The sequence below is a fragment of the Thalassotalea euphylliae genome, assembly GCF_003390375.1.
Classification (GTDB): Bacteria; Pseudomonadota; Gammaproteobacteria; order Enterobacterales; family Alteromonadaceae; genus Thalassotalea_F; species Thalassotalea_F euphylliae_A.
The window spans coordinates 3079500-3105797 of the sequence record NZ_QUOT01000001.1 but is presented as its reverse complement, the minus strand read 5'-3'; the positions used below and the strand labels follow the sequence as shown (position 1 = coordinate 3105797).

17 protein-coding genes are annotated in these 26298 nt (G+C 45.0%); 6 read left to right on the top strand and 11 right to left on the bottom strand.

Annotation, left to right across the window (positions count from 1 at the left end; genetic code table 11):
- Positions 1–27: 27 nt before the first annotated feature.
- From DXX94_RS13700 to DXX94_RS13680, 5 genes are all read right to left on the bottom strand, one after another.
- Positions 28–996: a class I SAM-dependent methyltransferase gene (locus DXX94_RS13700; protein WP_258872172.1), complete on the bottom strand. Its 969-nt coding sequence runs from the start codon at positions 994–996 to the stop codon at positions 28–30.
- A 67-nt stretch (positions 997–1063) separates the two neighbouring features.
- Positions 1064–2485 (bottom strand): sodium-dependent transporter, encoded by a 1422-nt coding sequence (locus tag DXX94_RS13695; RefSeq protein WP_116016716.1) that lies wholly within the window; start codon positions 2483–2485, stop codon positions 1064–1066.
- 510 nt (positions 2486–2995) lie between these two features.
- On the bottom strand, positions 2996–3880 hold the full coding sequence (locus DXX94_RS13690) for an HDOD domain-containing protein (RefSeq protein ID WP_258872171.1): 885 nt from the start codon (positions 3878–3880) through the stop codon (positions 2996–2998).
- 147 nt (positions 3881–4027) lie between these two features.
- Positions 4028–5734, bottom strand: a complete 1707-nt coding sequence (locus DXX94_RS13685; protein WP_116016714.1) for a M28 family metallopeptidase — start codon at positions 5732–5734, stop codon at positions 4028–4030.
- Between the two features lie 131 nt (positions 5735–5865).
- Entirely contained in the window at positions 5866–6345 is a 480-nt protein-coding gene (locus tag DXX94_RS13680) for a winged helix-turn-helix transcriptional regulator (RefSeq protein WP_116016712.1), read from the bottom strand.
- Positions 6346–6512: 167 nt separating this feature from the next.
- Between DXX94_RS13680 and putA the strand changes: the two genes are divergently transcribed.
- Both putA and DXX94_RS13670 read left to right on the top strand, forming a co-directional pair.
- Positions 6513–10337: a bifunctional proline dehydrogenase/L-glutamate gamma-semialdehyde dehydrogenase PutA gene (gene putA / locus DXX94_RS13675; RefSeq protein WP_116016710.1), complete on the top strand. Its 3825-nt coding sequence runs from the start codon at positions 6513–6515 to the stop codon at positions 10335–10337.
- Positions 10338–10448: 111 nt separating this feature from the next.
- On the top strand, positions 10449–10805 hold the full coding sequence (locus DXX94_RS13670) for an NUDIX hydrolase (protein WP_220348106.1): 357 nt from the start codon (positions 10449–10451) through the stop codon (positions 10803–10805).
- A gap of 195 nt (positions 10806–11000) precedes the next feature.
- Here the strand turns inward: DXX94_RS13670 and DXX94_RS13665 are convergent, their stop codons facing one another.
- Positions 11001–13064 carry an NADPH-dependent 2,4-dienoyl-CoA reductase gene (locus DXX94_RS13665; RefSeq protein WP_181901561.1) on the bottom strand — a complete coding sequence of 688 codons (2064 nt, stop codon included), beginning with the start codon at positions 13062–13064 and terminating at the stop codon, positions 11001–11003.
- Positions 13065–13207: 143 nt separating this feature from the next.
- Between DXX94_RS13665 and DXX94_RS13660 the strand changes: the two genes are divergently transcribed.
- Positions 13208–13717, top strand: a complete 510-nt coding sequence (locus DXX94_RS13660; protein WP_116016708.1) for a hypothetical protein — start codon at positions 13208–13210, stop codon at positions 13715–13717.
- Positions 13718–13815: 98 nt separating this feature from the next.
- On the opposite strand, the gene DXX94_RS13655 is transcribed toward DXX94_RS13660, so the two are convergent.
- Both DXX94_RS13655 and DXX94_RS13650 read right to left on the bottom strand, forming a co-directional pair.
- On the bottom strand, positions 13816–15180 hold the full coding sequence (locus DXX94_RS13655) for an MFS transporter (protein ID WP_116016706.1): 1365 nt from the start codon (positions 15178–15180) through the stop codon (positions 13816–13818).
- A 184-nt stretch (positions 15181–15364) separates the two neighbouring features.
- On the bottom strand, positions 15365–16987 hold the full coding sequence (locus tag DXX94_RS13650) for an amidase (RefSeq protein ID WP_116016704.1): 1623 nt from the start codon (positions 16985–16987) through the stop codon (positions 15365–15367).
- Between the two features lie 222 nt (positions 16988–17209).
- Here DXX94_RS13650 and uvrA point away from each other — a divergent pair, with 222 nt between their 5' ends.
- From uvrA to DXX94_RS13635, 3 genes are all read left to right on the top strand, one after another.
- Complete coding sequence (gene uvrA / locus DXX94_RS13645; protein ID WP_116016702.1) at positions 17210–20032, top strand: excinuclease ABC subunit UvrA; 2823 nt, start codon at positions 17210–17212, stop codon at positions 20030–20032.
- A 113-nt stretch (positions 20033–20145) separates the two neighbouring features.
- The gene (locus DXX94_RS13640; protein WP_116016700.1) at positions 20146–20793 is read left to right on the top strand and encodes a fused MFS/spermidine synthase; all 648 of its coding nucleotides are present in this window, start codon (positions 20146–20148) and stop codon (positions 20791–20793) included.
- The gene (locus DXX94_RS13635; RefSeq protein ID WP_116016698.1) at positions 20783–21673 is read left to right on the top strand and encodes a spermidine synthase; all 891 of its coding nucleotides are present in this window, start codon (positions 20783–20785) and stop codon (positions 21671–21673) included. The genes DXX94_RS13640 and DXX94_RS13635 overlap by 11 nt, the downstream gene beginning before the upstream one ends.
- A gap of 10 nt (positions 21674–21683) precedes the next feature.
- Here the strand turns inward: DXX94_RS13635 and DXX94_RS13630 are convergent, their stop codons facing one another.
- The 3 genes from DXX94_RS13630 to DXX94_RS13620 all read right to left on the bottom strand — a co-directional run bounded on the left by DXX94_RS13630 (position 21684) and on the right by DXX94_RS13620 (position 26293).
- Complete coding sequence (locus DXX94_RS13630; RefSeq protein ID WP_116016696.1) at positions 21684–22835, bottom strand: aromatic ring-hydroxylating oxygenase subunit alpha; 1152 nt, start codon at positions 22833–22835, stop codon at positions 21684–21686.
- A 21-nt stretch (positions 22836–22856) separates the two neighbouring features.
- A complete protein-coding gene (locus DXX94_RS13625; protein ID WP_116016694.1) occupies positions 22857–23057 on the bottom strand; it encodes a hypothetical protein in 201 nt (66 codons plus the stop codon).
- Positions 23058–23140: 83 nt separating this feature from the next.
- Positions 23141–26293: a hypothetical protein gene (locus tag DXX94_RS13620; RefSeq protein ID WP_220348104.1), complete on the bottom strand. Its 3153-nt coding sequence runs from the start codon at positions 26291–26293 to the stop codon at positions 23141–23143.
- Between the last annotated feature and the right edge of the window lie 5 nt (positions 26294–26298).

Here is a 26298-nt window from a genome sequence, read left to right as displayed (position 1 = left end):
GTGAGTAACTTATCGATTAATCACCACTTAGGGCTCATAACGAAACAACTTCACTTTGAGCCCCTTTCCTTGATGCGCTTCCTTAAACACGGCTGGCGGCGCGATCTTATCGACAAAATGCAGCGCTGGGCATTCTTGTTTAACAGTTGCTAATAAGAATTCATCATCTAAATCAGGGCTGTTTAAACATAGCATGACATCAGCGTTTGGGCTGGCAAGCTGTGGAATACGACGAATAATTTTACCGTAATCTCGCTCAATATTAACGCTACCTTTTTGAAATGATGGCGGGTCAACAATGATCATCTGATACGGGCCAAACTTCTTTAATCGTCCGAATGACTTAAAGATATCAACCGCTTGAAAGATGATATTGTCGGTCGCTTGCTCATTAAGTCGATGATTGTCGCGGCCACGCGCCAGCGATGGCTTACTCATATCAATATTCACTACCTGTTTCGCGCCACCTTGACTCGCCGCAACGGAGAAAGCACAGGTGTATGAAAACAGGTTTAATACATTCTTGCCATTGGCATTCGCTTGCACCCAATCACGACCGTTTTTCATATCTAAAAACAAGCCGTGATTTTGCGCTCGACCAAATTCGATATGATATTTGAGGCTCGATTCTAGTGCGTGGAGCTTTCGAATATCATCACCCACTAAGCACTCTATGGGCGCCAATTGCTGCCAGCGGTGCTGAACCAATACTGACTGACATGCTCCTATTTTCTCATTTAAGCTGCGCGCAAGTGCTAGCAAGCTGTCATGCTCAACCTCGCGATAAAGGGTCACTAAAACGACAGGGGCAAACCAATCCACACAAATATGCTCAAGCCCATCATAGGCATGGCCTCGACCGTGGAAAAGTCGCTGCGTATTTGCATCATCTGGTAGCTGAATATGGTCAATTAGAGTAGAAATAGAAGCGTTCATAGGAACTTTAGCAATTGATGTTGGGATATCTGGCAAACAGATAATAAAAAGCCGCATCATACACAGGATGCGGCTTTTTCGCTATATGTTAGGTTAGGCTATTGGCTTTGACATTTACTAAATCTGGCTAGCCAAAAATATTATAGCCAAAGAATTTTACCGCCACGGTATTTAAGAAAATACCCAGTAAAATAACCGGAATAAAAGTCCCTAAAGAAAAGTTAATGTACTTTTCCGCAAACGAACCTTGGTAGTTATCGTTACCGACAGAAAGCTCTTCTGATAAACGGTGTTTCTTCCAGCGGTAGCTAACAAATACACAAAGTAATAAGCCGTTCAATGGCAAAATAGTGTCGTAGAAGACATCGTAAACCACATCAAAGAAAGAGCGAGTGCCACCCGCATAGCTAGTAAATTCAGTGAAGAAGCCAACCATACCAAAAGAAACGGTGGCGAAAAGCGTTAATACACCAGCGGTCATCATTAAAATAAACAAGGCTTTTTTACGGGTGTGATTTTTCTCAGTCACTAAGTAAGAAACCGGTACTTCAATAATCGACACCAGTGAGGTGATCGCCGCAAAAAACACTAACATAAAGAAAAATACCGCAATGCCGCTTGCCGCAACGTAGCCAATAGAGCTCTGCAGCGCTAAAAAGATTTTCGGCAAGAAGGTGAAAATCAGTGATACTGAGCTATCACTTAACTCTTGCGGATTCACTTGTGGGTTAAATGAAAATACCGCAGGTAGAATCATTAAGCCCGCAGTAAAGGCAACCGCAGTATCTGTGATCGCAACCAGTTTTGCCGAACCGACAATATCCGCTTTTTTGCTAATATAAGAGCCGTAGGTAATTAAAATCCCCATCCCCAGCGATAGCGAGAAAAATGCTTGAGACAAGGCACCATTAACCACTGACGGCGTAATTTTGCTAAAGTCAGGAATGACAAAGAACGCCACACCAGCAAAGGCATTGTCGCGAGTAAGTACGAAAACAACCATCAATACCAGCATGATAAACAAGGTCGGCATTAAGGTTTTCGCGGCTTTTTCGATCCCGTTTTTCACGCCAGCCACCAGAATGAAATTAATAATGGCTGCAACTACCACCATAGCACCGAAAATATAAGGGCTATTGATAAACTCACCAAATGCTTGTGGCGTTGCTAAGTAATCTAATCCGCCGCCAAGCGTAATGGCGATGTAACCAAATATCCATACCGTGATAACCATGTAGAATACGGCGATCATAAATGGCGTTAACACGCCGAGTAAGCCCGCTAAATTCCAGCCAGTACCACCATTATTGAGTGCTTTATAGGCACCGACAGGTTCTTTTTGTGTTTTGCGCCCCATGGCCATTTCAGCCACCATGACAGGTAAACACACTAAGAGGACAAATAGTGCGTAAACCAATAAGAAGGCGCCGCCGCCATTTTTCGCGGCATTGACCGGAAAACCAACTAGGTTACCAATACCAACAGCAGAGCCAGCCGCCGCCAGTATGAACCCTAGTTTGGAACTAAATTGTTCTCTATTCGCGCTCATATGTTTCCTTTATTTATAGTTATTGTTATCTAAGTTTCAGGTAGCTCTCAAAAAGAACTCAACAAAGGTGTAAGGTTTGCCTTACTTCCTAACCACGACCTAGATAAGCGCTGATAATGTTATACCAATTGAAATAACTACTTAATCATTCAGCGAGAATTAAAAGGCTTAGAGGCAAGGCATTGATTGCAGAGAATGGTTATTCCCTTGTCAAAATCAATAACGCCGCATATGAGCCTTTTAAACTCGCCCTTTGGGAACGTGTCAGCGTCGCGATAACTGCACCAAATTGATGAGATGTAGAATAACTATATCAACAAAAATTTGGCTTGTTCTCCCACCGCTGAAAGCGCTCTGAATTGATCAATTAATTAATTCAATTGGTATTAATCGCCAGATGCTATCAAGGTTTGCATTACTTGTCTGCTCTTACCTCGCACCAGCAGTAATAATTTTTAGTTAGTACTTGCTAACCGCTGATTTTATACGCAGCTTGATGGATTGATAAACCTAACTCGCTGGCTTATCAAAAAACTTCGCGCCCATAATGCCTAAAACATTGTCAGCTTCGTCATGGGCAAACTCAGCTGCTGCAATTAACTCTTCAAACGTAATGCCCAGCGACTGACATAAACCTTGGTCGACAATATCGTCGTAGGTAAACAGTTCAGGGTGACTGTCCACTAACGCCAAGCGTGATGCCAAATACATGACCTTCACATCTTTATTAATTTGAATATCTAATGCCTGATTAAAGTGACGGATCGGCAAAATAATTTTCTCTGGTATTTGCCACAGCTTTAACAGTTCTGCGGAAACATCCGTATAGGTAAAATCAAGCGCCTGATATTGTCGTTGCCAAGGTAAGTCATTTTGGTTGTATTGCTCGCAGTGTTGCGCAACTTCTGGGGACACTTTCGCAACAATAAGCTCGCCAAAGTTTTGCAGTAAACCGGCCACAAACAAGCGTTCAATATCTCGAATACCAGCACTGATCGCTAAATTTTTAGCGGCTAAGCCACAATAAACACTCATTCGCCAAAAGCGTTTTAAGTCAATTGCTTGGTTGGCAAAGTGTTTAAATGCAGAGCTGGCAACATCCACTAACATCATATTGTAAATGGATTGCGTGCCAATAATGGTGATCGCACGGGAAATAGTGCTTATTTCACCGGGAAAACTATAAACCGCACTATTGGCAATTTTGAGCAAACGTGAGGTCATCGACGGGTCAATACTTATGACGTTAGCAAAATCCTTTGCTGTGGAATTCTCATCTTCCATCAAAGTTTTCACTTTGAAGCAAGCATCGGGCAAAGCAAATGAGCCATTGGCTTGATTCGCATAATCGATAGCTTGCAGTTTTACAGCCTCATCTTTTAGTTGCTTAGTCATCAGACAAATATTTCCTGAGTAGGTATTTTCACAGGTTATGCTTAACATTACGTTAACGTTAGCTCGCCATATTTTCAACTACAGGTGCACAATCCTTGTGCACCTGTCTGTATTTCTATCGAATGGAAAGCTTAATGCTAAAAAGTTTTACTGGGCAAAAGTATTACCGAAGAAATCACCATCATGCCATTTAGGACGCTCTGCCTGATTCGCAATTTCTAAACCTATCATCATGTTGACTTCCGCAAACGAAGCTGCAGCGTCGTAACGGATCGGTAGTTCTATTTCGTCACTGTGATTGTGGTAGTGCGTGGAAAGGAATTCCATAAACATTTTGCCACCATCAATTTCTGGATCTTTCGACTTAAAGCCTGTCATTAAAAATACTGATGGAATGCCCGCTTTGACAAAGCTGTAGTGATCACTTCGGGTAAACAAGGCTTGCTCCGGCAATGGATCTGGGCTTAGCGAGACATTCACTTTACCTGCCGCCGATTCAACAATGCCACCTAGCGTCGAGTGCGTTGAACCAAAGGCAATGACATCCGCAAACGGGTATAAAATTAACGGCATATCTAAGTTAACATTCGCCACCATTTGCATGGCTGGCACGGTTGGATTGTTGGCGAAATAGCTAGAGCCTAATAAGCCTTTTTCTTCGCCTGTGACCACCACAAATAAAATAGAACGTTGTGGTTTAGTTTCCATGCTGGCAATCATGCGCGCTGTTTCTAATAAAATCGATACACCTGAGGCGTTGTCTAATGCGCCATTATTAATCGTGTCTTGTTCTTCACTGTCTTGACCTTCATCACCATGACCACTATGTGCTCGTACGCCAATATGGTCTAGGTGTGCACTAAAAACCACGTATTCATTTTTAAGCGCAGGGTCACTACCTTCAATCGCTGCAACCACATTCGGGCTGGTTATCTCGCTTTGCGTGCTTTGCTTGGTTAACGTGACACCTGCATTTAAGGCAAAACCTTTTACTGGCTGGTTTTCGCTATCGGCAGCAAAAATCTGCTCAAGTGATATCTGGGCACCTTCAAATAATGGTGCTGCCGCGTCACGGTCGATATACGCTGAACCTTTTAGCTCTGGGTATTTGCCAAAAGGTTGGCTGTTCTTATCCAACCAACTGTAACTTGGTGTTGCCGCATATTTGGCAGAAACGCTAAACTTACGCACTTTTTCACGTTTTGGTGTGTGAATGGTAACGATACCGACCGCGCCGCGCTCAGCAGCATGACGAGCTTTTTCACGTGAAGAGCCAATATGCGCGCCTTCTTCTGATGGCAATGATTCAGGGCGCCCCGTGAGCATCACCACCACTTTACCTTTCACATCAAGGCCAGCGTAGTCATCTAAACCAAACGCTTTGTCCACCACACCGTAACCAACAAATACTGTATCAGCAGTAATCGCAGAGTCAGTGGTAAGCGCAGAGCCTGAAGTTAAAAACTGCTCTTTAAAGGCAACCACGTGATCGCCAGACGGCGAGTTGATGGTCATGGTCGCGCTGTTATCAACAAGTTGCGCTTTACGAAAGGTCACTTGTTGCTCAAAGCCACCATGTTCGCCCATAGGGGTTAAACCGTATTGCTTAAAGTATGAGGTTACGTAATTTGCCGCAATTTGGTAGCCATTGCTGCCGGTATCACGCCCCTCAAGGGTATCGTCAGCCAAAAATGCGATATGCGCTTTAATATTGTTTTCATTAACTTGAGGGTAACTAGCTTGAACAGTTTCAGGTGCACTGTTGTCAGTCGCTTGATTACATGCCGACAAGCCAATCGTCGCTAGCCCTGCCACGATAATGGGGGCTGCGAATTTTTTAGAAAAGAGCTTCATAAAGAGTGCTATTGTTGTTATCAAAATAGCGAATCACTATAAAGCGGGCTTATTGAAAACACCAGCGAGCTAGCGATAACTGGTGCGAAATGAACGGTAAATAACCGATACGTTCGTTAAAATAGTTGGCGCTAATCTAAAATTGGCACACCGAAGTCTTTTTTAATATGCTCCATCACCACATAAGTATGCGTTTGCGAGACTGCGGGCAATTCAACAATCACCCCTAACACTTCGCGATACGCCTGCATATTTTCAAAGCGCAGTTTCAGTAAATAGTCAAAGCCACCAGCAACCATATGACATTCTGCCACTTCTTTGATTTTCACCACTTCATCACGAAAGCGATTAAAGACATCACCCGTGGTGCGATCAAGTGTCACTTGAATAAAAGCCGACATACCGTATTTCAGTTTGGCAGCATTAAGTGTGGCTCCATAGCGCTCAATATAGCCTTCCGCTTCTAAGCGTTTGACCCGATCTAAGCACGGGCTTGGGCTTAAATTCACGCGCTTGGCTAAATCAACATTAGAAATTCTGCCATGCTGCTGCAGGGTGTCTAAAATAGTAAGGTCGATACGATCTAATTGGCGTGTTTTTGGATCAGACATGTGGTTGTTCCAGTGCCGTTTCGCCAAAGCAACAACAGCATCTTTATCGGCTTAAAATAGATTAAACAGTATATTGTTTGGCATATTAACAAATTAAACCAAAAAATACTGAAGTAATTTACGTAAAATACCGCACCAATAATGTACAAATTAATGCAGGTGACACTATGCTTTTTAACGGCTCACTGACCGCACAATTTACTTCACACAGTGCGATTCGTCAGACAATTCGCGACCACTACCGCGCTGATGAAAATCAAGTATTAGCAAACCTTTTACCGATTGCCGAAATTGGCGTTGATGCCAAATCGCGCGCTTGGGATTATGCCCGCCAACTTGTGGTTAATATTCGTAAAGATCAAGTAGGCAAAGGCGGCGTTGACGCGCTACTGAACGAATTCTCATTATCCACCGAAGAAGGTGTTGTGCTGATGTGTTTGGCCGAGGCGCTATTACGTGTGCCAGACAAAGCCACGGCTGACAGCCTAATTCGCGACAAATTAGCAGAAGGCGATTGGTCATCACATATTGGTAATAGTGACTCGCTATTTGTTAACGCCTCATCTTGGGGACTATTGCTAACAGGTAAGTTAGTTAGCTATTCAGATAAAAAGAAAAAAGCACAGTTTGGTCTGTTAAAACAAACCGTTGGCCGTTTGGGCGAGCCAGTCATTCGCAAAGCGGTGCGTTATGCCATGAAAATCATGGGTACCCAATTTGTCATGGGTCACACCATTGATGGTGCGATTGAGCGCGCCATTGAAACTGAAGCCAAAGGTTACACTTACTCCTACGATATGTTAGGTGAAGGTGCTCGCACTATGGCGGATGCCGATCGTTATTTTGATGCTTATATGACAGCGATCGATGCTATCGGTAAAGCAGCAAACCATAAAGGCCCACAGCGCAGCCCTGGCATTTCAATCAAGTTATCAGCAATCCATCCTCGCTACGAATTTTCGCATCGCGATCGTGTGATTGAAGAGCTTATTCCACGCCTGAAAAAATTGGCGCTAGCTGCTAAAGCTTACGATATTGGCTTTACCGTAGATGCCGAAGAAGCAGATCGCTTAGATATCTCGTTAGATATTATCGAAGCCGTATTTGCTGATGCAGAATTAGATGGCTGGAACGGTTTTGGTATTGCCGTACAAGCCTATCAAAAGCGTGGTTTGCATGTGATTGAATGGGTGCGTGAACTAACCCAAGAAGTCGGTCGCCAAATGATGGTACGTTTAGTAAAAGGTGCCTACTGGGACAGCGAAATTAAAATCTCGCAAGCGGAAGGTTTTGCAGACTTCCCAGTATTCTCACGCAAGCCATCAACCGATGTGTCGTATCAAGCGTGTGCGAAAAAACTATTGGAATATCGCGATACGATTTATCCACAATTTGCGACCCACAACGCCTACACAGTTGCCACTATTTTAGAAATGGCTGAACACCACCAAGGCTTTGAATTCCAACGTTTACACGGTATGGGTGAGTCACTGTACGATCAAGTGGTAACGGGCAAGCAAGTACCTTGTCGCGTTTATGCACCTGTCGGTGAACACTCAGACTTACTGGCCTACTTAGTACGTCGCCTACTGGAAAATGGCGCTAACAGCTCATTTGTCAACAATATTGTTGATGAAGATATTCCCGTCGAAAGCTTGCTCGCTGATCCAGTGGAAACCGTGCAAAGCTGGCAAAATAAATACAATCCTCAAATACCACAATCTATTGAGCTATACGGTAGCGAGCGCGCTAACTCAAAAGGCCTAGATTTAACCGATATCGACCAAATCACAGTAATGCGCGATAACATGCAAGCTTGGTTTGAAACCACTAAAGCGATTGACGCAATTGACGGCGCTGAGCCAGTGACTAACCCTGCTAATCACAATGAAGTACTCGGTTATATTGAACACGCCGATGAAGCGCAAATGTCTGCAATTGTTGAACATGTTCACGGCGCGTTTGCCAACTGGTCGGCAACGCCGGTTGCTGAGCGTGCACAAGTACTGGTAAAAACCGCGGATTTATTGGAAACACATCGCGATGAATTAATTGCTCTGTGTACCAAAGAAGCGGGTAAAACCATTGCCGACGGTATTGCCGAGGTACGTGAAGCAGTTGATTTCTGTCGTTACTATGCGGCACGTGCCGAAGAGCTATTGGCCGACGGTACTCTGGAAGCGCGCGGTGTTGTGCTATGTATCAGCCCGTGGAACTTCCCATTGGCGATTTTCTTAGGCCAAGTTTCAGCAGCGCTAGTTGCCGGTAACACTGTTGTGGCAAAACCTGCTGAGCAAACCAGCTTGATAGCACTGCGTACAATCGAGCTAATGAAACAAGCAGGCTTACCTAAGTCAGCGGTTGAAGCTGTGATTGCGCGCGGTAGTAAAGTTGGGCAAACCATAGTGCCAGACGAGCGTATTCAAGCCATTATGTTTACTGGCTCCACGGAAACCGGTAGCTGGATTTCACAAAAACTAGCTGAGCGCAGCGGTGACCCTGTGCCACTGATCGCCGAAACGGGTGGTCAAAACTGTATGATCGTCGATTCTACTGCCTTACCTGAGCAAGTGGTTGACGATGTCATCGCCTCAGGCTTCCAAAGTGCCGGTCAACGTTGTAGTGCGCTACGCGTATTATTCTTGCAAGAAGATGTCGCCGATAAAATCATTACAATGATCAAAGGTGCAATGCAAGAACTACATATTGGCGACCCTGCGTTTTTAACCACTGACGTTGGCCCAGTAATCGATAAACGTGCACTAACAGCCTTAAATGATCACGTTGATTACTTAAAATCGCGCGGTACTTTGCACTTTGCTTGTAAAGCACCTGAACTAGCAATCAACGATGACGAGCATAACTTCTTTGTACCTCGTTTGTATGAAATCAGCGATTTATCAGTACTAACTAAAGAAGTATTTGGTCCTGTGGTACATGTCATTCGCTACAAAGCGGAGAACTTAGAAAACGTGATTGACCAAATCAACGGCACCGGCTTTGGCTTAACCATGGGTATTCATACCCGTATTGAAGATAAAGCCAAATACCTCGCTGCGCGCTCACGTGCCGGTAATGTTTACGTTAATCGCAATATGATTGGCGCTGTTGTCGGTGTTCAGCCATTTGGTGGTCGCGGTCTGTCGGGCACAGGTCCAAAAGCGGGTGGCCCAATGTATTTAACCCGTTTGGTTAAGGATAAGGTTGATACTAGCAATGGTGAGCAAACGCCAACGGCCGAACAGCCAGCATCATTAAATAGCTTATTCGAGCAAAGCAAAAATACCGTATCAAGTGTTGCCAGCAGTTTAGCGAACTTACCTAAAACGGAATTAACGTGGAGCTTTACGCCACTTAACGATCGATTATCGGTATTACGTCAGCTGTTATCTCGCCTTGCTGACGGTAAAGTGAAGTTACAACAAGCTGACCAGTTGGCGCAAAGCTTAACGGATGCACGCAGCCAGTTACTGTTTGCTGAAAAAACACTAAGCAAACCAACCGAGTTACCTGGGCCAACAGGTGAATCGAATATCTTGTATTTAGAATCACGTGGCACATTAGCCTGTGTTCGCTGCCAAGACACCAGCTTTAACTTCTGGTTGGTATCCATTGTTTCAGCCTTAGCGGCAGGCAACTGCGTTGTTGCTGTGGTCGATAACGCTTACCTGAGTGAAGCCAATAATATCGCTTCACAGCTTAGTGCTATTGGCCTGCCGCATGGCGTGTTTACGGTTGCTCAACTAGGTCATTTACCGGCCGTGCTAAACCACACCCATTTAGCAGGCGCGGTGACTGATAACCACAGCAGTGTTAAAAGCTATGTTGGTGAAACGATTGCGGCCCGCAAAGGCGCAATTTTACCGCTGATCACAGCGCACACTCACCAAGGCTTATTCCACCGTATGGTGACAGAAAAAACGATTACCATAGACACCACTGCCGCTGGCGGTAATGCGTCATTGATGACAATGGAAGCTAATGTCGGTTAAGCTCGATTAACAGGTGGTGCCCTGTACATTTACAAGGGGGCACGAGTAAATTAAAAGGCCAGCTTTTATCGCTGGCCTTTTTTATGAAATAAAGTAGAAATTGGAAAAGTAATGAAAAAATATGTCGCTGGTTTTTTATTTAGCCAAGATTTATCCAAGGTCGTGCTGATCAAGAAAATTAATCCCGCATGGCAAAATGGTCTACTTAATGGCGTTGGCGGTAAAATTGAAATCGGTGAACAAGCCATCGATGCCATGACCCGTGAATTTGAAGAAGAAACGGGCGTAACAACCAACGCAGAGCAATGGACTCACTTCGCGCAAGTTTATCGCCCACAGTGCTATGATGTTGCCTTTTTCTTTGCTCGCTCAGATCTTGCCTTTGAAGCCAGAACCGTTGAGCAAGAAGAAGTGCTGTTAATTGATGTGGCTAATCTACCAAAAAACTTATTGCCTAACCTACGCTGACTCATTCCTCTGGCACTTGACCAACAAGCAGACTTTTCTACACCAATAAAAATTACTGAAGTTACTGGTGAGCGGGTAAAAGCGTAGCCGCCAGTAATACCACTTGAAACAATTTCCCGACAATTATTACTGCTATAAAAAAGGCGCTAGCTATATAAAAGCAGCGCCTATTTTTACATGGAAAAGTTGTATTATTTAGATTTTTGCAGCCAACTCCGCACCTTGGCGAATAGCACGTTTAGCATCAAGCTCGGCGGCAACATCAGCACCACCGATAATATGGCAGCTCTGCCCTAAATCAACCAAGCCTTGTTGCAGGTCACGATTAGGCTCTTGGCCAGCACAAACAATCACGTTGTCCACTTCAATTAGCTGCTGGTCGCCATTAATTTCAATCACAATACCGCGATCGTTAACTTCTTTATAACTACAACCCGGCATCATATTAACGCCTTTCTTTTGCAGTGATGCTCTATGGATCCAGCCAGTGGTTTTCCCTAAACCAGCGCCAACTTTTGTCGTTTTACGCTGCATTAAGTAAACTTGGCGCTCCGCTTGGTGAGCCACCATAGGTGCCAGCGCACCGCCTGTTTCATAACTGCGATCTACGCCCCACTCTTTTAGCCACTCGTCAATGTTGTCAACTAAGCCTGACTTTTCCGTTAAGAACATCGACACGTCAAAGCCAATACCACCAGCACCAATAACTGCTACTTTCTGGCCTACCGGTTTTTTATCACGCAGTACGTCTAAGTAGCTCATGACTTTTTCGTTATCTATGCCTGGAATATCCAACTCGCGAGGTTTAATACCCGTTGCGAGCACCACTTCATCAAAACCAGCCTCTGCTAAGCTTTCAGCTGTCTGCCAAGTATTTAGGTGCACAGGAACGTTTAAATTCTCTAGCTGCACTCGGAAGTAGCGCAAGGTCTCGTAAAACTCTTCTTTACCCGGTACTTGTTTCGCGAAATTGAACTGACCGCCAATCTCACTCGCCGCATCGAATATTTCTACTGAATGACCACGCTTAGCCGCATAAACACTAAACGCTAGACCCGCAGGACCTGCACCAACCACAGCAATACGTTTTTGCTGCTTCGTGTTGCTAAAGGTGAGTTCTGTTTCATAACAGGCTTCAGGGTTTACCAAGCAAGATGCTCGCTGCTGTTTGAACACGTGGTCTAAGCACGCTTGGTTACAGCCGATACAAGTATTAATTTCATCAGCTTTCCCCTCTGCTGCCTTATTCACAAAGTGAGCATCAGCAAGGAACGGACGTGCCATCGACACCATATCTGCATGACCATCTGCCAATACTTGCTCTGCAACTTCAGGCGTATTAATACGGTTGGTGGTAATTAAAGGAATGGTCACTTCATTCTTCATGCGTTCAGTGATCCACGTAAACGCCGCTCGTGGCACTGACGTGGCAATGGTTGGCACGCGCGCTTCGTGCCAACCAATACCCGTATTAATTATGGTTGCACCGGCCGTTTCAATGGCTTTTGCCATCGTCACCACTTCATGCCACTCGTTACCACCTTCAACCAGATCTAACATAGATAATCGGAAAATAATGATGAAATTCTCGCCCACTTTCTCGCGAACGGCGCGTACTGTTTCAACACCTAAGCGCATTCTATTTTCAAGCGAACCACCCCATTCATCCGTGCGATGGTTAGTGCGCTTACAGCTAAATTGGTTAATCAAGTAGCCTTCAGAGCCCATAATTTCAACGCCGTCGTAGCCTGCTTTCTGCGCAAGACGAGAGCCTTTGGCATAGTCTTTAATCGTGCCGCGAATATCGCGTACCGACATTTCTTTCGGTTTAAATGGGTTGATTGGCGCTTTAATTGCGCTCGGAGCAACACTGAATGGGTGATAAGCGTAGCGACCCGTATGAAGTAACTGCAAACAAATTTTGCCGCCCTCTTTATGAACGGCATCTGTCACCTCACGGTGTTTGTTAACATGCCAGAAGCGACTCATTTCACTACCGAAAGGTTCAACACGGCCACGGGTGTTCGGGCTAACGCCACCTGTTACAATAAGGCCACAACCCCCTTTTGCGCGCTCAGCATAAAATGCAGCTAGCTTTTTGAAGCCGCCTTTTTCTTCTTCAAGGCCAGTATGCATTGAGCCCATCAAAACGCGGTTTTTAAGTGTTGTAAAACCAAGATCTAATGGTTCGAGCATGTGTGGATATTGAGTTGCAGTTGCCGTCGCAGTTGCCGTCGCAGTTGTCGTTGCAGATGTCATAATAAAGTCACTTATTCGTTAAGGTCTAACCACTTTGTTATTTAAAATACGCATGCTAATAGTAAAACTCAAGCTAATTTTGACACCTGTCAGATTAAATTTTAACAAGTAAAAATGATAACTATTTACATTAATTTAAGTGTATGAATAAAAAAGAAATTTTAGCAAAAGTCATTGCTGAGGTTGAGCAGCTATTAGCGCAAGCCTCAACCGCCGCGCAGCAAGCTCACAACGCTGCAATTGACGATCAATCAGTGGCGGAAACTCAATACGACACCTTGGCAATTGAAGCGGCTTATCTTGCTGAAGGGCAAAGCAGGCGCATTACACAATTAAAAGAGCAACTGCACATACTCAGTAAGCAAAGTAGTGACGCTAAAGTGCAAATCACTATCGGTGCATTATTTACGTTAGAGTACGATAACGAATCGACAAGTGGCTCATCTGTTAACAAACATTTTTATCTACTGCCGTGCGCTGCTGGCACCTGTATAACATTAACAAATCAAGAATTTTTAGACGGGCAAAAAGTATACGTACTAACACCTGAATCGCCACTTGGTAAAGCGCTAATCGGCCTAAGTGTTGACGACGACTTTTTAGTTGCGATCGGAGCTAACGTGCAATCAGGTTTTGTCAGCGCAGTATATTAACGCCGGAGCGTTTTTCGATATGTTTGACGTAACAAATACTAAAAAGCCACCGTTGGCTGGTGGCTTATTTTCATTTTTTGATTTTTTCACAAAAAAACTTAAGAGTTCAACAGCGCCTTAATCTCTTTAATATCAGCCACTTTATCATCTAGTTTTAGATAGGCGACAGCTTCCGAATAAACTAATGTCGCTTCAACCACGCCTGGCATATTAACAAGTTGCTCTGCCACTTCGTCGGCCTGCTGCTCAGAGCTAAACTGTGCCGCAAAGCTAAAACTCTTCGACTTCGCTTGGCGTTTCATGCCACTAGCAGCGAATAGCCAAATAGTAACGATCAAGGCCATCACTAAAAAAACGACAGTTGCGTCAAAACTATTAGCTAACCAGCCACCAATTGCACCACCAGCAAAAGCACCAAAAAACTGACTCGATGAAAAGATGCCCATGGCACTGCCTTTAACGCCCGCTGGCGCAATACGCGAGAGAATCGACGGCATGGTCGCTTCTAAATAGTTAAAGGCCACAAAGAATAACAAAATGAGTACGATTAACGTTGTGGTTGTATTGGCCAGCACACCAAACATTAATAAGGTCACCGCCAATAGCGTAATCGCAGCCATAAACATTTCTTTTTCTTTGCCTTTTTTAATGCCGAAAATCATAAATGGCACCATCAAAAAGAATGAACCCAGCAAGGTCGGCAAATACAAACGCCAGTGCTGCTCTAGCGCTAAACCGCTATCAACCAGTCGTGTGGGTAGGTAAATAAAGCAAGCCGTTAGTGCCATATGTAAAACAAACACGCCAATATTAAGCCTTGCCAATTGCGGATGTTTAACTAAATGACCTAACTGATCCAACATCGCAACATTGTCGCCCTTAGGCGCTTTGTGCACGGAATTTGGCACCATAAATTGGATCATTAGCATGGCGAAAATGGTTAAGATACCAGTGAACCAAAACAATCCACTCAAGCCAAAACTTTCACCCACTAGTGGGCCAACCACTAAGGCTAATGTAAAAGACAAACCAATAAACATGCCTATGGTGGCCATCACTTTCGGGCGCTGCTCTTCCCGGCTAAGGTCTGCTGCTAACGCAAGAATAGCGCTGGCAATAGCGCCCATTCCTTGCAGTGCCCGCCCCAGCACCACACCATAAATTGAATCAGACATTGCCGCCACGACACTACCGATAGCAAATACCACTAAGCCCCCCATAATAATTGGCTTACGACCAAATTTATCCGACAAAATCCCCATTGGAATTTGCAGCAAGGCTTGTGTTAACCCATAAGCACCAATCGCCAGACCTAACCAAATTGGCGAAAAGCCCGTTAGCTCCGGCCCATAAATGGCGAATACTGGTAAGATCATAAACAAGCCCAGCATGCGCAGGCCAAAGACGGTAGCTAATGAAAAAGCCGCCTTTTTTTCAAGAGAATTTAATCCAGAAGCACTCATAAATCTGTTAGCGAAAGTTGGCAGGTAAAAGGGTTAATAAGGCGGCAGATTCTAGCACGGGGTTAGCTTCCAAACCACCTCAGGATACAGCTTGTTACCTTCTTAATAAGTCATCCATACGGATGGCCTAGCAACAACAGATTTATGCTAGCGAAGATAAATCTAAGCAAGGATAAATCGAATGTTAATTTGATAAAAACTTCGGTGGCTGACGGTGCTTGGTTGCTTGCTCATAAGCAAATGCCGCTTCGATCAGTACGGGTTCAGTTAATTGTGTGCTGAACATAGATAAACCAACCGGTAAGCCACTGACATACCCCATAGGCAGTGTGATATGCGGATAGCCAGATACAGCAGCAGGCGAAGTAGCAGAGCCAGAGAAATTATCGCCGTTGGTCAAATCTGTTTTCCATGCCGGCCCAGTTGTTGGTGCAATTAATAAGTCGAGCTGATGATCGCCAAGCAATTTATCAATACCTTGGCTTTGGCTCATTTTTTTCGCATGTGCTAACGCATCAAGGTAGGCTTTATCGGTTAAATCACCTTTGCTCTGCGCACTGATAAAAATTTCTTGACCAAAATACGGCATGGCTCTGTCGCTATGTTGCTCGTTATATGCAATAAGCTCAGCTAACGTCTTAGGTAGGCTTTTGTCAGTACCTGCAAGGTATTTGTTAATACCCTCTTTAAATTCATATAGCAGCACTTCATATTCTTGCGCTCCCCAACTTACCCCGTCATCAAAGGCAAGGTCATCGACGATAATTGCGCCCTGTTGCTGTAACCGCTCAATAGCGTTTGCTAGTAGCTGGTCAACGTCTCGGTGATAACCACTTAACTGACGTAGTACACCAATGCGCTTACCCTTTAAACCATCAGCTTTTAATGCACCGCTCAGCGCCGTTGGTTTCACCACCCCACCATTGTTAGCTTGATAATTAGCCTCAGTAGGGGCTGGGTCTTGCTCGTCATAAACACTGATAGCCGATAAGGTGATAACGGCATCGGTTAGGTTACGTGCCATCGGCCCTGCGGTGTCTTGGCTAAACGCAATGGGAATAATGCCATGGCGACTAACCGTGCCAATGGTTGGTTTAATCCCTACTAACCCGTTGATTGCCGCAGGACAAGTAATGGAGCCATCGGTTTCCGTGCCGATTGCCACCGTTGCCAGATTGGCAGCAATCGCTGCGCCCGAACCAGAGCTTGAACCACAGGGATTTCGTGTTAAATCGTATGGGTTCTTGGTTTGACCATACAAGCTTGTCCAGCCACTAGTTGATTTATCGCTGCGAAAGTTAGCCCATTCACTTAAATTTGTTTTACCCAGAATAATCGCACCTGCGCGCTTTAATTGACTGACGAGAAAGGCGTCTTGCGCAGGGAAGTTATTGGCGAGAGCAATAGAACCTGCGGTATTAGCCATACCATCTGTGGTGTCAATATTGTCTTTGAGCAAGACAGGAATGCCATGTAAAACACCTTTTAGCCCTTCGGTTTTAACACTGAGATCATACGCTTTCGCTTGTGCGATGGCATTCGCGTTTAGCTGCACTACGCTGTTAATTGTTGGCCCACTATCATCTATCGCTTCAATACGCGCTAAGTAAAAACGTACCAAAGCCTCACTTGTCAGCTCGCCTGATTGCATTTTTTGATGCAGCTCAGGAATGGTTGCATGTTCAGTAAACGTTGCGAGATCAATAGAATTGGGCGCTTCGGCAATTGCCAAATTACTGAGAACTACCAAACTAACAGCAATGGGTTTTAGGCTAAAACGTTTTAAAGAATGAAATAGAGAGATCATGTTATTACTTGTTATTGTTATAAATTTGTTAACTACGTTTATAACGAGGCGCTCAATAAATGTCTAGTCTGTATCGCTATTGCAGCAAGTATTGCGGCAAGTAATGAAGCAAGGTATCACCTAAAAATTCCCCTACACCGCAAGTTTTACATAGATTTCAGGTCAACATTGGCGTCTTTGTATGCAATAATGTGCGATTAAATTTTGGTTGTGGATTGGTTAATGCAAAACATTGAAGTAAGAGGCGCACGTACTCATAATCTCAAGAACATCAATTTAGAAATTCCTCGCGACAAACTGATTGTCATTACTGGCTTGTCGGGCTCCGGAAAATCGTCGCTAGCGTTTGATACCTTGTATGCCGAAGGTCAGCGTCGTTATGTTGAATCGCTATCAGCATATGCACGTCAATTCCTATCGTTAATGGAAAAACCTGATGTTGATCATATTGAAGGCTTGTCACCCGCAATTTCAATTGAGCAAAAGTCTACTTCCCACAACCCGCGCTCGACGGTAGGCACTATCACCGAAATATACGACTACCTGCGCTTGCTTTATGCCCGTGTTGGTGAGCCACGTTGTCCAACCCATCACGAACCGCTAGCTGCGCAAACTGTATCGCAAATGGTCGACAAAGTATTGGCGTTGGACGAGGGCACGAAAGTGATGATCCTCGCGCCTGTGCTGCAAAACCGTAAAGGTGAGCACGTTAAGCTACTGGATAACCTAGCGGCACAAGGCTACATTCGCGCCCGCATTGATGGTGAAGTGTGTGATCTTTCTGATCCACCAACGCTAGAACTGCACAAAAAACACACCATCGAAGTAGTAGTTGATCGCTTAAAAGTGCGTGACGATATTCAACTGCGTTTGTCTGAATCGTTTGAAACCGCATTAGATCTGACTGCCGGTACAGCAAAAGTTGCGTTTATGGACGAGCCTGATCGTGAAGAGCTATTGTTCTCTGCTAACTTTGCCTGTCCACACTGTGGTTACAGTATGCAAGAACTAGAACCGCGCCTGTTTTCGTTCAATAACCCAGCTGGTGCTTGTCAAACTTGTGATGGTTTAGGTATTCAGCAGTTTTTTGACCCAAGTAGAGTGATCACCAACCCCGAGCTAAGCCTTGCTGGTGGTGCGATTCGCGGCTGGGACAAACGTAACTTTTATTATTTCCAAATGCTGCAAGCACTGGCCGATCATTATCAATTTACGGTCGATACACCATTTGAAGAGCTGCCAGAAAAAATTCGCAAGCTAGTACTGTACGGCAGTGGCAAAGAAAGCATTGAATTTAAATATATGAATGATCGCGGTGATATTGTGGTGCGCAATCACCCGTTCGAAGGTATTTTGAATAACATGCAGCGCCGCTATAAAGAAACTGAATCGAATGCAGTGCGTGAAGAGTTGGCGAAGTACCTTAACAGCCAACATTGTGGCGACTGTGGCGGTTCTCGTTTGCGCCTTGAAGCACGTAATGTTTTTGTTGGTGAACAGCCGCTACAACATATTGCAGAGCTTTCCACTGCTGACGCCCTCGCCTTTTTCCAACAGCTTAATTTAACCGGTCAAAAAGGCGCAATTGCCGAAAAAATCTTAAAGGAAATTAATGATCGTTTAGGCTTCCTCGTTAACGTTGGCTTGAACTACCTGAACTTGTCGCGCAGTGCCGATACCCTATCTGGCGGTGAAGCCCAGCGCATTCGTTTAGCCAGCCAAATTGGCGCGGGCTTGGTGGGCGTTATGTACGTACTCGATGAACCTTCTATTGGTTTGCACCAGCGTGACAATGAACGCTTGCTAGGCACGCTTACTCACCTGCGTGATTTAGGGAATACCGTAATTGTCGTCGAGCATGATGAAGACGCTATTCGTGAAGCGGATCATGTGATTGATATTGGCCCAGGTGCCGGTGTTCATGGTGGTGAAGTGATTGCCGCTGGCACACTCGAAGACATCGTTAATAGTGAGCACTCATTAACGGGCAAATACCTATCAGGTAAAGAGCAAATTGAAGTCCCGAAAAAGCGCACCAAGTTCGATAAAAAGGCAGTGGTAGAACTTAAAGGTGCTAGCGGTAACAACCTAAAAGATGTTGATTTAACCATTCCTGTTGGCCTAATGACTTGTATTACGGGTGTATCGGGTTCAGGTAAATCTACGCTGATCAACGATACCTTATACAAAATCGCTCACACTGAACTAAACAATGCCACCACACAAGAGCCATCGCCTTATAAATCGATTGAAGGCTTAGATCAGCTCGATAAAGTAATTGATATCGACCAAAGCCCAATTGGTCGTACACCGCGTTCGAACCCTGCAACCTACACAGGCATTTTTACCGCCGTACGCGATATTTTTGCCGCCACGCAAGAGTCGCGCTCACGTGGTTACAAGCCAGGTCGCTTTAGTTTTAACGTCAAAGGCGGCCGCTGTGAAGCTTGTCAGGGTGACGGTGTGATTAAAGTTGAAATGCACTTCTTGCCAGATGTTTACGTGCCTTGTGACGAATGTAAAGGTAAGCGCTATAACCGCGAAACCTTGGAAGTTAAATACAAGGGTAAGAACATCAACGAAGTCTTGGATATGACGATTGAAGACGCACTAGAGTTCTTCAACGCTATTCCTGCGGTTAAACGCAAGTTGCAAACGCTAATGGATGTCGGTTTGAGCTACATTACTTTAGGACAATCAGCAACGACTCTTTCTGGTGGTGAGGCACAACGAGTTAAACTGGCCAAAGAACTCTCTAAACGCGATACAGGGAAAACCTTGTATATTCTGGATGAGCCAACCACAGGCTTACACTTCCACGATATCAAACAGTTACTGCAAGTTATCCATCGCCTGCGTGATCACGGCAATACCATCGTTGTGATTGAGCATAACTTAGATGTGATTAAAACCGCAGACTGGATTGTCGATCTTGGCCCAGAAGGTGGCTCTGGTGGTGGTGAAATCTTAGTTACTGGCAGCCCAGAGCAAGTAGCTGAGCATGCACAATCGCATACTGCACGCTTCCTCAAGCCTTTGTTATAAAACAAATATAACCCTTCCTAAAGCAAACGCTGGCAGTTGGCTAATCGCTAGCCAGCGTTGTTTTTATCCAGTAGGATAAGCTAAGCCTCATCACTAAATAACAAGAGTGCATAATGACCTTAGCTTGGCAAAATCGACTTATTTACTTACTCGCCTTCTGTAGCGGCTTTTCCATCATGGGTGTGGAATTACTCGGCGGCCGCATTCTGGCTCCTTTTTTTGGCAGTAGTGTGCATATTTGGGGCAGTATTATTACTGTTTTTATGTTGAGCCTGTCGATTGGTTATTTATATGGCGGTAAGCTTTCCACCCAGAACGCCAACCTAACTCGCTATGGCATGATTTTTATTGTTGCTGGTATTTTAGTCCTGCCAATTGCGTTATGGGCCAACCCGATTATGGAGACGATATTTGTCGCGATTGAAGACAGTCGCTATGGCTCGTTGGCAGCCGCAAGTGCCTTATTTTTATTGCCGACCATAGTGCTTGGGATGATTTCTCCTTACTCCGTACGTTTGCTCGTAACGAGTAAAGAGCAAAGCGGGCAAGTTGCTGGCATTTTATATTTTGTTAGCACCTTAGGCTCTGCCATGGGCACTATTTTTACCTCTTTCTATTTTGTCCTTTGGTTTGAAGTTAACACCATTATTGTCAGCTACAGCGCACTGCTCGTTGTACTAGGGGCAACGGCCATCACTTTTCAAAAATTGGCGAGTCAAACACAACTAGCGACAACCGAGGAAGTGGCTCATGAGAACTAATGTATACATGCTCACCATTTTGCTAGCCTTTAGTTTGTTTACAACCAGTGCTTTAGCCAAAGTTATTCATCAAGAACGATCTATGTATCGCAATATTTTAGTGGAAGACACAGGAAATTTGCGTTGCTTAAAGTTCAATGTAAAAAGTAAGAAAACCAACCAAAGCTGCTTTTTAAAATCAGACCCTAACCGCTTAGTGTTCAATTACACCAAGTTGATGTTCTCTGGCATGATAGTAAATACTAACCCTAGCCGCGTTTTAATTGTTGGCTTGGGTGGCGGCACAATGTCAAACACCCTACACCAATTGCTGCCTGATGCAGAAATAGAAAATATTGAAATTGACCCAGCAGTAATCAAAGTTGCTCGCCAATATTTCAGCTTTTTTGAAAACGATAAAGTCACCAGTAAGGTGGTAGACGGGCGCATTTTTATTAAACGGGCGTTATTGAAAAAGCAGCATTACGACTGGATTATTCTTGACGCGTTTAATGGTGACTACATTCCCGAGCACTTAATGACTAAAGAATTCTTAGAAGAAACTAAAAAGTTATTGTCGGACAACGGCGTATTAACCGCTAACACCTTTTCGATTAGCGATTTGTACGACTATGAGTCTTCCACTTATCAGTCGGTTTTTGGCGATTTTTACCAAGTAAAAAGTAAACGCCAAGAAAACCGAATTATTCTCGCCACTAAAAATGACCTTCCGAGTAAAGCACAATTAGAAACAAATTTGGCAGCATTGCACGACCTTTTGCGTCCATATGACGTCAATATTCTCAAAGTATTTAACAGCTTTACCGACAAGCAAGACTGGCCGGAAAACGCCCCGATACTGACAGATCAATTCTCGCCAGCAAATTTGTTGAATCAATAAAACGAGAAATTTATGTTTGCCAGTGAGGGGCAATAAGCTGCCAAACCAGCTGCTGGTGTTGATAAACTGGCAGCTCGCTGCGCTCAGCTAACGGCCCAAAGCTAAAGTACGGGCTCTTCATCGCTTGCTGAAGCTGCTCACAAACATAAACATCTTCCTGCATAAAATCACCTGAGCCTAGCGGGTGCTTATCGCCTTGCTTGGCACTTTTTGCTTTCACTTTACGCTGCCAATAAGCATAAGACTTTGCCGCTTGTGACATAAATGCTAGCGACGAAGTGTTTTTTACTTTGGCACGTATATTTACACGGGTTTTATCAACCGCTAGGGGCACTATATGAAACACAGACCAAGACGACTCTGTTTCTGCCAAGCCTATGCCGGGAAATAGCATAGGCACCCAAGCGCCCAGTGTAGGATCGGCTTTATCCATAAGCAGTGGCAAGGGGGCGTTAGTACTAATATCTTGCTGATAGTCAGCACTAAGAGGCTCCCAAAAATGAAAATGATGATCGGCAAAACCAAATTTAGCCCGCTTGTGATCATACATGCTCAAAGTACCTGAATGCAGGTGGGCTAAATGATAGTGGTCGATATAATTCTCCACCACGATTTTCCAATTAGCGTTGATTTCTTGGCTAACAAGATCATCAGGGGATTCAATTAATGACCCAATATCATAAGGCGCAAGCTGCTCCGCCATTGGCGCAAACCAATCGACAAGCTCAATTGCATCTGGCTTGGCATGTACCCATATCATGCCACGCCAAACACCGACTTTTGCTGGCTTTAAGCCGTAACAACTTTTATCTAGCTGACTAAATTGGCGTTTATGCTCGGGCAACCCTAGCAAGTTGCCCGCAAGATCATAGCTCCAGCTGTGATAAGGGCACACAATCCGAGTGCCTGTTTTACCTTTACCATCCAGTAGCCGCGTACCGCGATGACGACACGCATTGTGATAAGCACTTAACTGATTGTCTTGTCCTTTAACCACCAGAATATCCGCCAAGCCCACCTTGGCGGTTAGATAGTCGCCTGGCGCTATTAGGTCTTCTATTAAGCCCGCACACTGCCAATGTTCAGTAAATATATGGCGTTGCTCTAACTGGAAAAACTGTTCGCTGGTATAAGCCTCTACGGGCAATATGGCATTAAGCATGCTCCCTCCTTACCACTGTGTTTACCAATATGGGGTGTGCGGATAAATAAAGCAGCTGGCCGCAACCAGTGCCCAAATCAGCATGGTGAACCAGTACATGCCAGGCTCATGGTCACGACGATAAGCTTGCCAGATATAAGCTTGGCCGCGCACCAAATCAATTAATAGCCAAATGACCAAGGCAAAACCTAACCAATACGACCAAGGTAGTAAGTTCAACATTGAGCTGCTCTCCTGTAAGTGAATTTTGAATTAAACATGTTTGCTCCTTCGTTGCTCTTGCCCACATTTATTATTTGGCATATTTATCGCTCGTCATAGTTGAGCGTGCCGTCTAAATCTCTGTCTAAGGCGATCTGCCAACCTTTACCCGGCACATGGCAAGTAAAGGTTAGGGAGTTGTTTGGCATTACCGCTAAGGCAAGTAAATCTTCACTACTGATCAGGGCGTCATTACCACTATCACTGCGATACATTGCTTCGTTTGGTAAATAGAAATATCCGCGATTTTGCTGCGCAATACTGCCTTGGGCAATTAAGTCACATTCGGTTACTGCACCACCTAGTAGTTTCGAGACAAACGGGGTTTGTGCTCGTTGCTCAAATAGCTTAGCGCGCTGCGCTGCTGCTTCACCAGTTGTGTGATTAACCGTAACTTGTTGGCCAACGATTGGCGCTAAATCGTTATCGAATTCCATCATGTAATCCACTAACCCTTGTCGCGTCACTTCGTCTGGAATACCGATTTCACCCGTATTAAAATGACAGCCAAAGCGTGCGTCCGCACCTTCTGGACAGCCGATTTCACCGTTATCAAATACCCCACCTTTAAGGAAATTCAGTAATTGGTCGGTAGCACCATCGTGTAAAAAGCCAAAGCCACGAATTTGCTCTCCTTGATGCTGCTTGGTATGCGATGGTAAGAAACCTTCGCGATCCGGCAAACCAAACATGCCAACACGGGTATATAAGTTGCGTAATTGTGGCACTTTAAAAATCTGAATTTCGCCGCCGTGGGCAATTTCACCACGGCTACCATAAAAGCCTTGGGCGTGGTCAACACCATGGCAGCCTTCACAGTTAACACCATCAACTGAATCACCATTAAGTGGTGTATCTGTCGCTGCGCCATCAGCGCGACGTTCACCATGGAAAAAGTTAGCGCCTTTTTGCGCGGAGGCTGACAAGCCATTGTCTAGTGTGCGGATAGGGTTTGGCGGCAATGCCACACCCAGCATAAAGTTGGCAAATTTATCCATATCTTGCTCAAGCGCGATAACATCAGATGATTTCTCTGCTGCCTTTGCCGACTCTGGTAATTCAATGTCTAAACCCAGTAAGCCTTCAAACGCGACAATAAAGTTCTTAAACGACTGTTTTTCGTCTAACGTTTGATTGTGATCATCACCAAAGTAACCCACTGAACGGTCGCCGCGCCAATGCATATGGCCATGATGCTGCATGCCTCGCATGGTCTGTGTGCCCATTGGCCCTTTCATTGAGGCAAAGGTGCGTTCATCACCATCACCATTAATCAAATCCAATAGCTGACAACTTTCTTCATCCGGGCCGACCAAGAAACAACCGAGCTCAGATAAGTTTTGGGACGGGAAAGGTTGTGGATTACGAGCATTTCCAGCATCAGGGTTACCTAAGTTCCAGCTTAAATGGTCGGTATCACCAAAAATATGACAGCTTGCACACGAGGCTTCGCCGTTAGACGATGAGCGTTGACCGTCATAAAGCATAAAACGTCCTGCTGAAAAGCTTTCTGGCTCTAGCGTTGCTAACGCAATGCGCTGCAATTCTCGGTGAGAATCTCGGTCAATACGAACTAGGCTGTTATCAAATCGGGTGTAAACATAAAGTGCATTGTGCTGGCGCGACAACAGCAAGCCTGCTGGACCACCGCTAACATCTATATGGTTTTCATTGGCCGCTATCGCCGAATATTCTTGCTCGACACCGCCTTTACCATCCCAATATTTGTCTTGTTCAAGCTGTGCTGCAGGAAAAACCGCGACTTTATTGGAACCAATAACAGCATTGTATAACCATTGTCCATCGCGGCTAACGGCTAGTTGCGTTGGAGTTGAAAGCGTATAAGCTTTTAACTCACCGTTCCCTTTTAGATCGGCATAATCAATATGAGTGTTTAGCGGCCTAACGCTAACTTGTTGCCCTTCTGCCGCAAGCGGCGAAATCACCGAAATTTGACTGCGCGCAATATTGCCTTGCACGGTTGAGCCAGTAAATTCGCCTGCGCCTTCAAACCGCGTGGCGTTATTAGCCTCAGTATTACTGACATATACCTGCCCGCTTACCGGATTAACCGCCAAATTAAACAAAGTCGTTCCGACATGAGCATAACTCGCAGTTTCGGTTAATGATTCAGTATCAATGGCGAATACATCGGTATCTGGCAGTGTAAAACGAATACCGTTAGAAAAGTTACGCCCTTTGCTATCACGCCATTGGTCAGAAGCTTGGTCATACTTAACAATCATGCTGGTCCAAGGTTGTGGCTTACCTTCGCGGTTTGTGCCCGGTGCTGTGCGCCCGCCGGGCAGGTAACCATCAGCCAAGCCATTTGGGCTAGAGATTTGATCAAGCGCTTGGCATGGATAAGCGCCATATTCATCGTCTTCATAGCCGTAACAAAGCACCGCCTCATGCACCGCCGTTGTTTGATTACCAGAATTAAACACGCCGGCATAAACCGTTTGCTCATCAGGCGTGACCGCTAGGCCTCGCAAAGTATCACCAAACACAGCAACAATTTTTAGCGGCTTGCCTCCTAAGCTCGCCCCTAGATTTTGCGTATCAAATACCCAAATATCGCCGCGCCCGACCCCTGCGGTATGCAACTGAGCATCGCCTGCCCCTTCGACATCAGCTAACGCCGGATTCATTCGTTGCTGTCCACGGTGAGCAGTGGAAATAAACGCCTTTTGTTTAGCAATCACTATATCTTTAGGTTCATCACCAACAAGCAAGGTGCGCACTACCTTGGCAGGCACGACGTCTAAATCAACAATGCTGATGGAGTCAGATACATGATTCACCACCCAAGCTTGGTTATTGGTGATCGCCACCGCGACAGGTTCAACGCCAACCGGCACAGATTCTGAAAAGCTCAATGCCCCTTGCTGATCAACATCGAAAATATCTAAGCTGTTGTTCGCGGTATTGGTAATGACGACACGGCGACCATCTGGCGTTTCGGCAATCGGTCTCACAGGTGCTGATTCAAAACTGACAAAGCGCCCTTTTGCACTTGGCGGCGATATTTGTGGTGGCACCTGATCTGTTGGTGGCACAGGTTGAGGTGACGGTGATGGCTGTGGCTGAGGCATAGCCACTTCATCTGAATTTGAACCATTACCACCACAGCCTGCTAATGCAACTACACTCATTGCACTAAAAGCAAACCCTATACTTCTGATAGTACTTTTCATTTGAG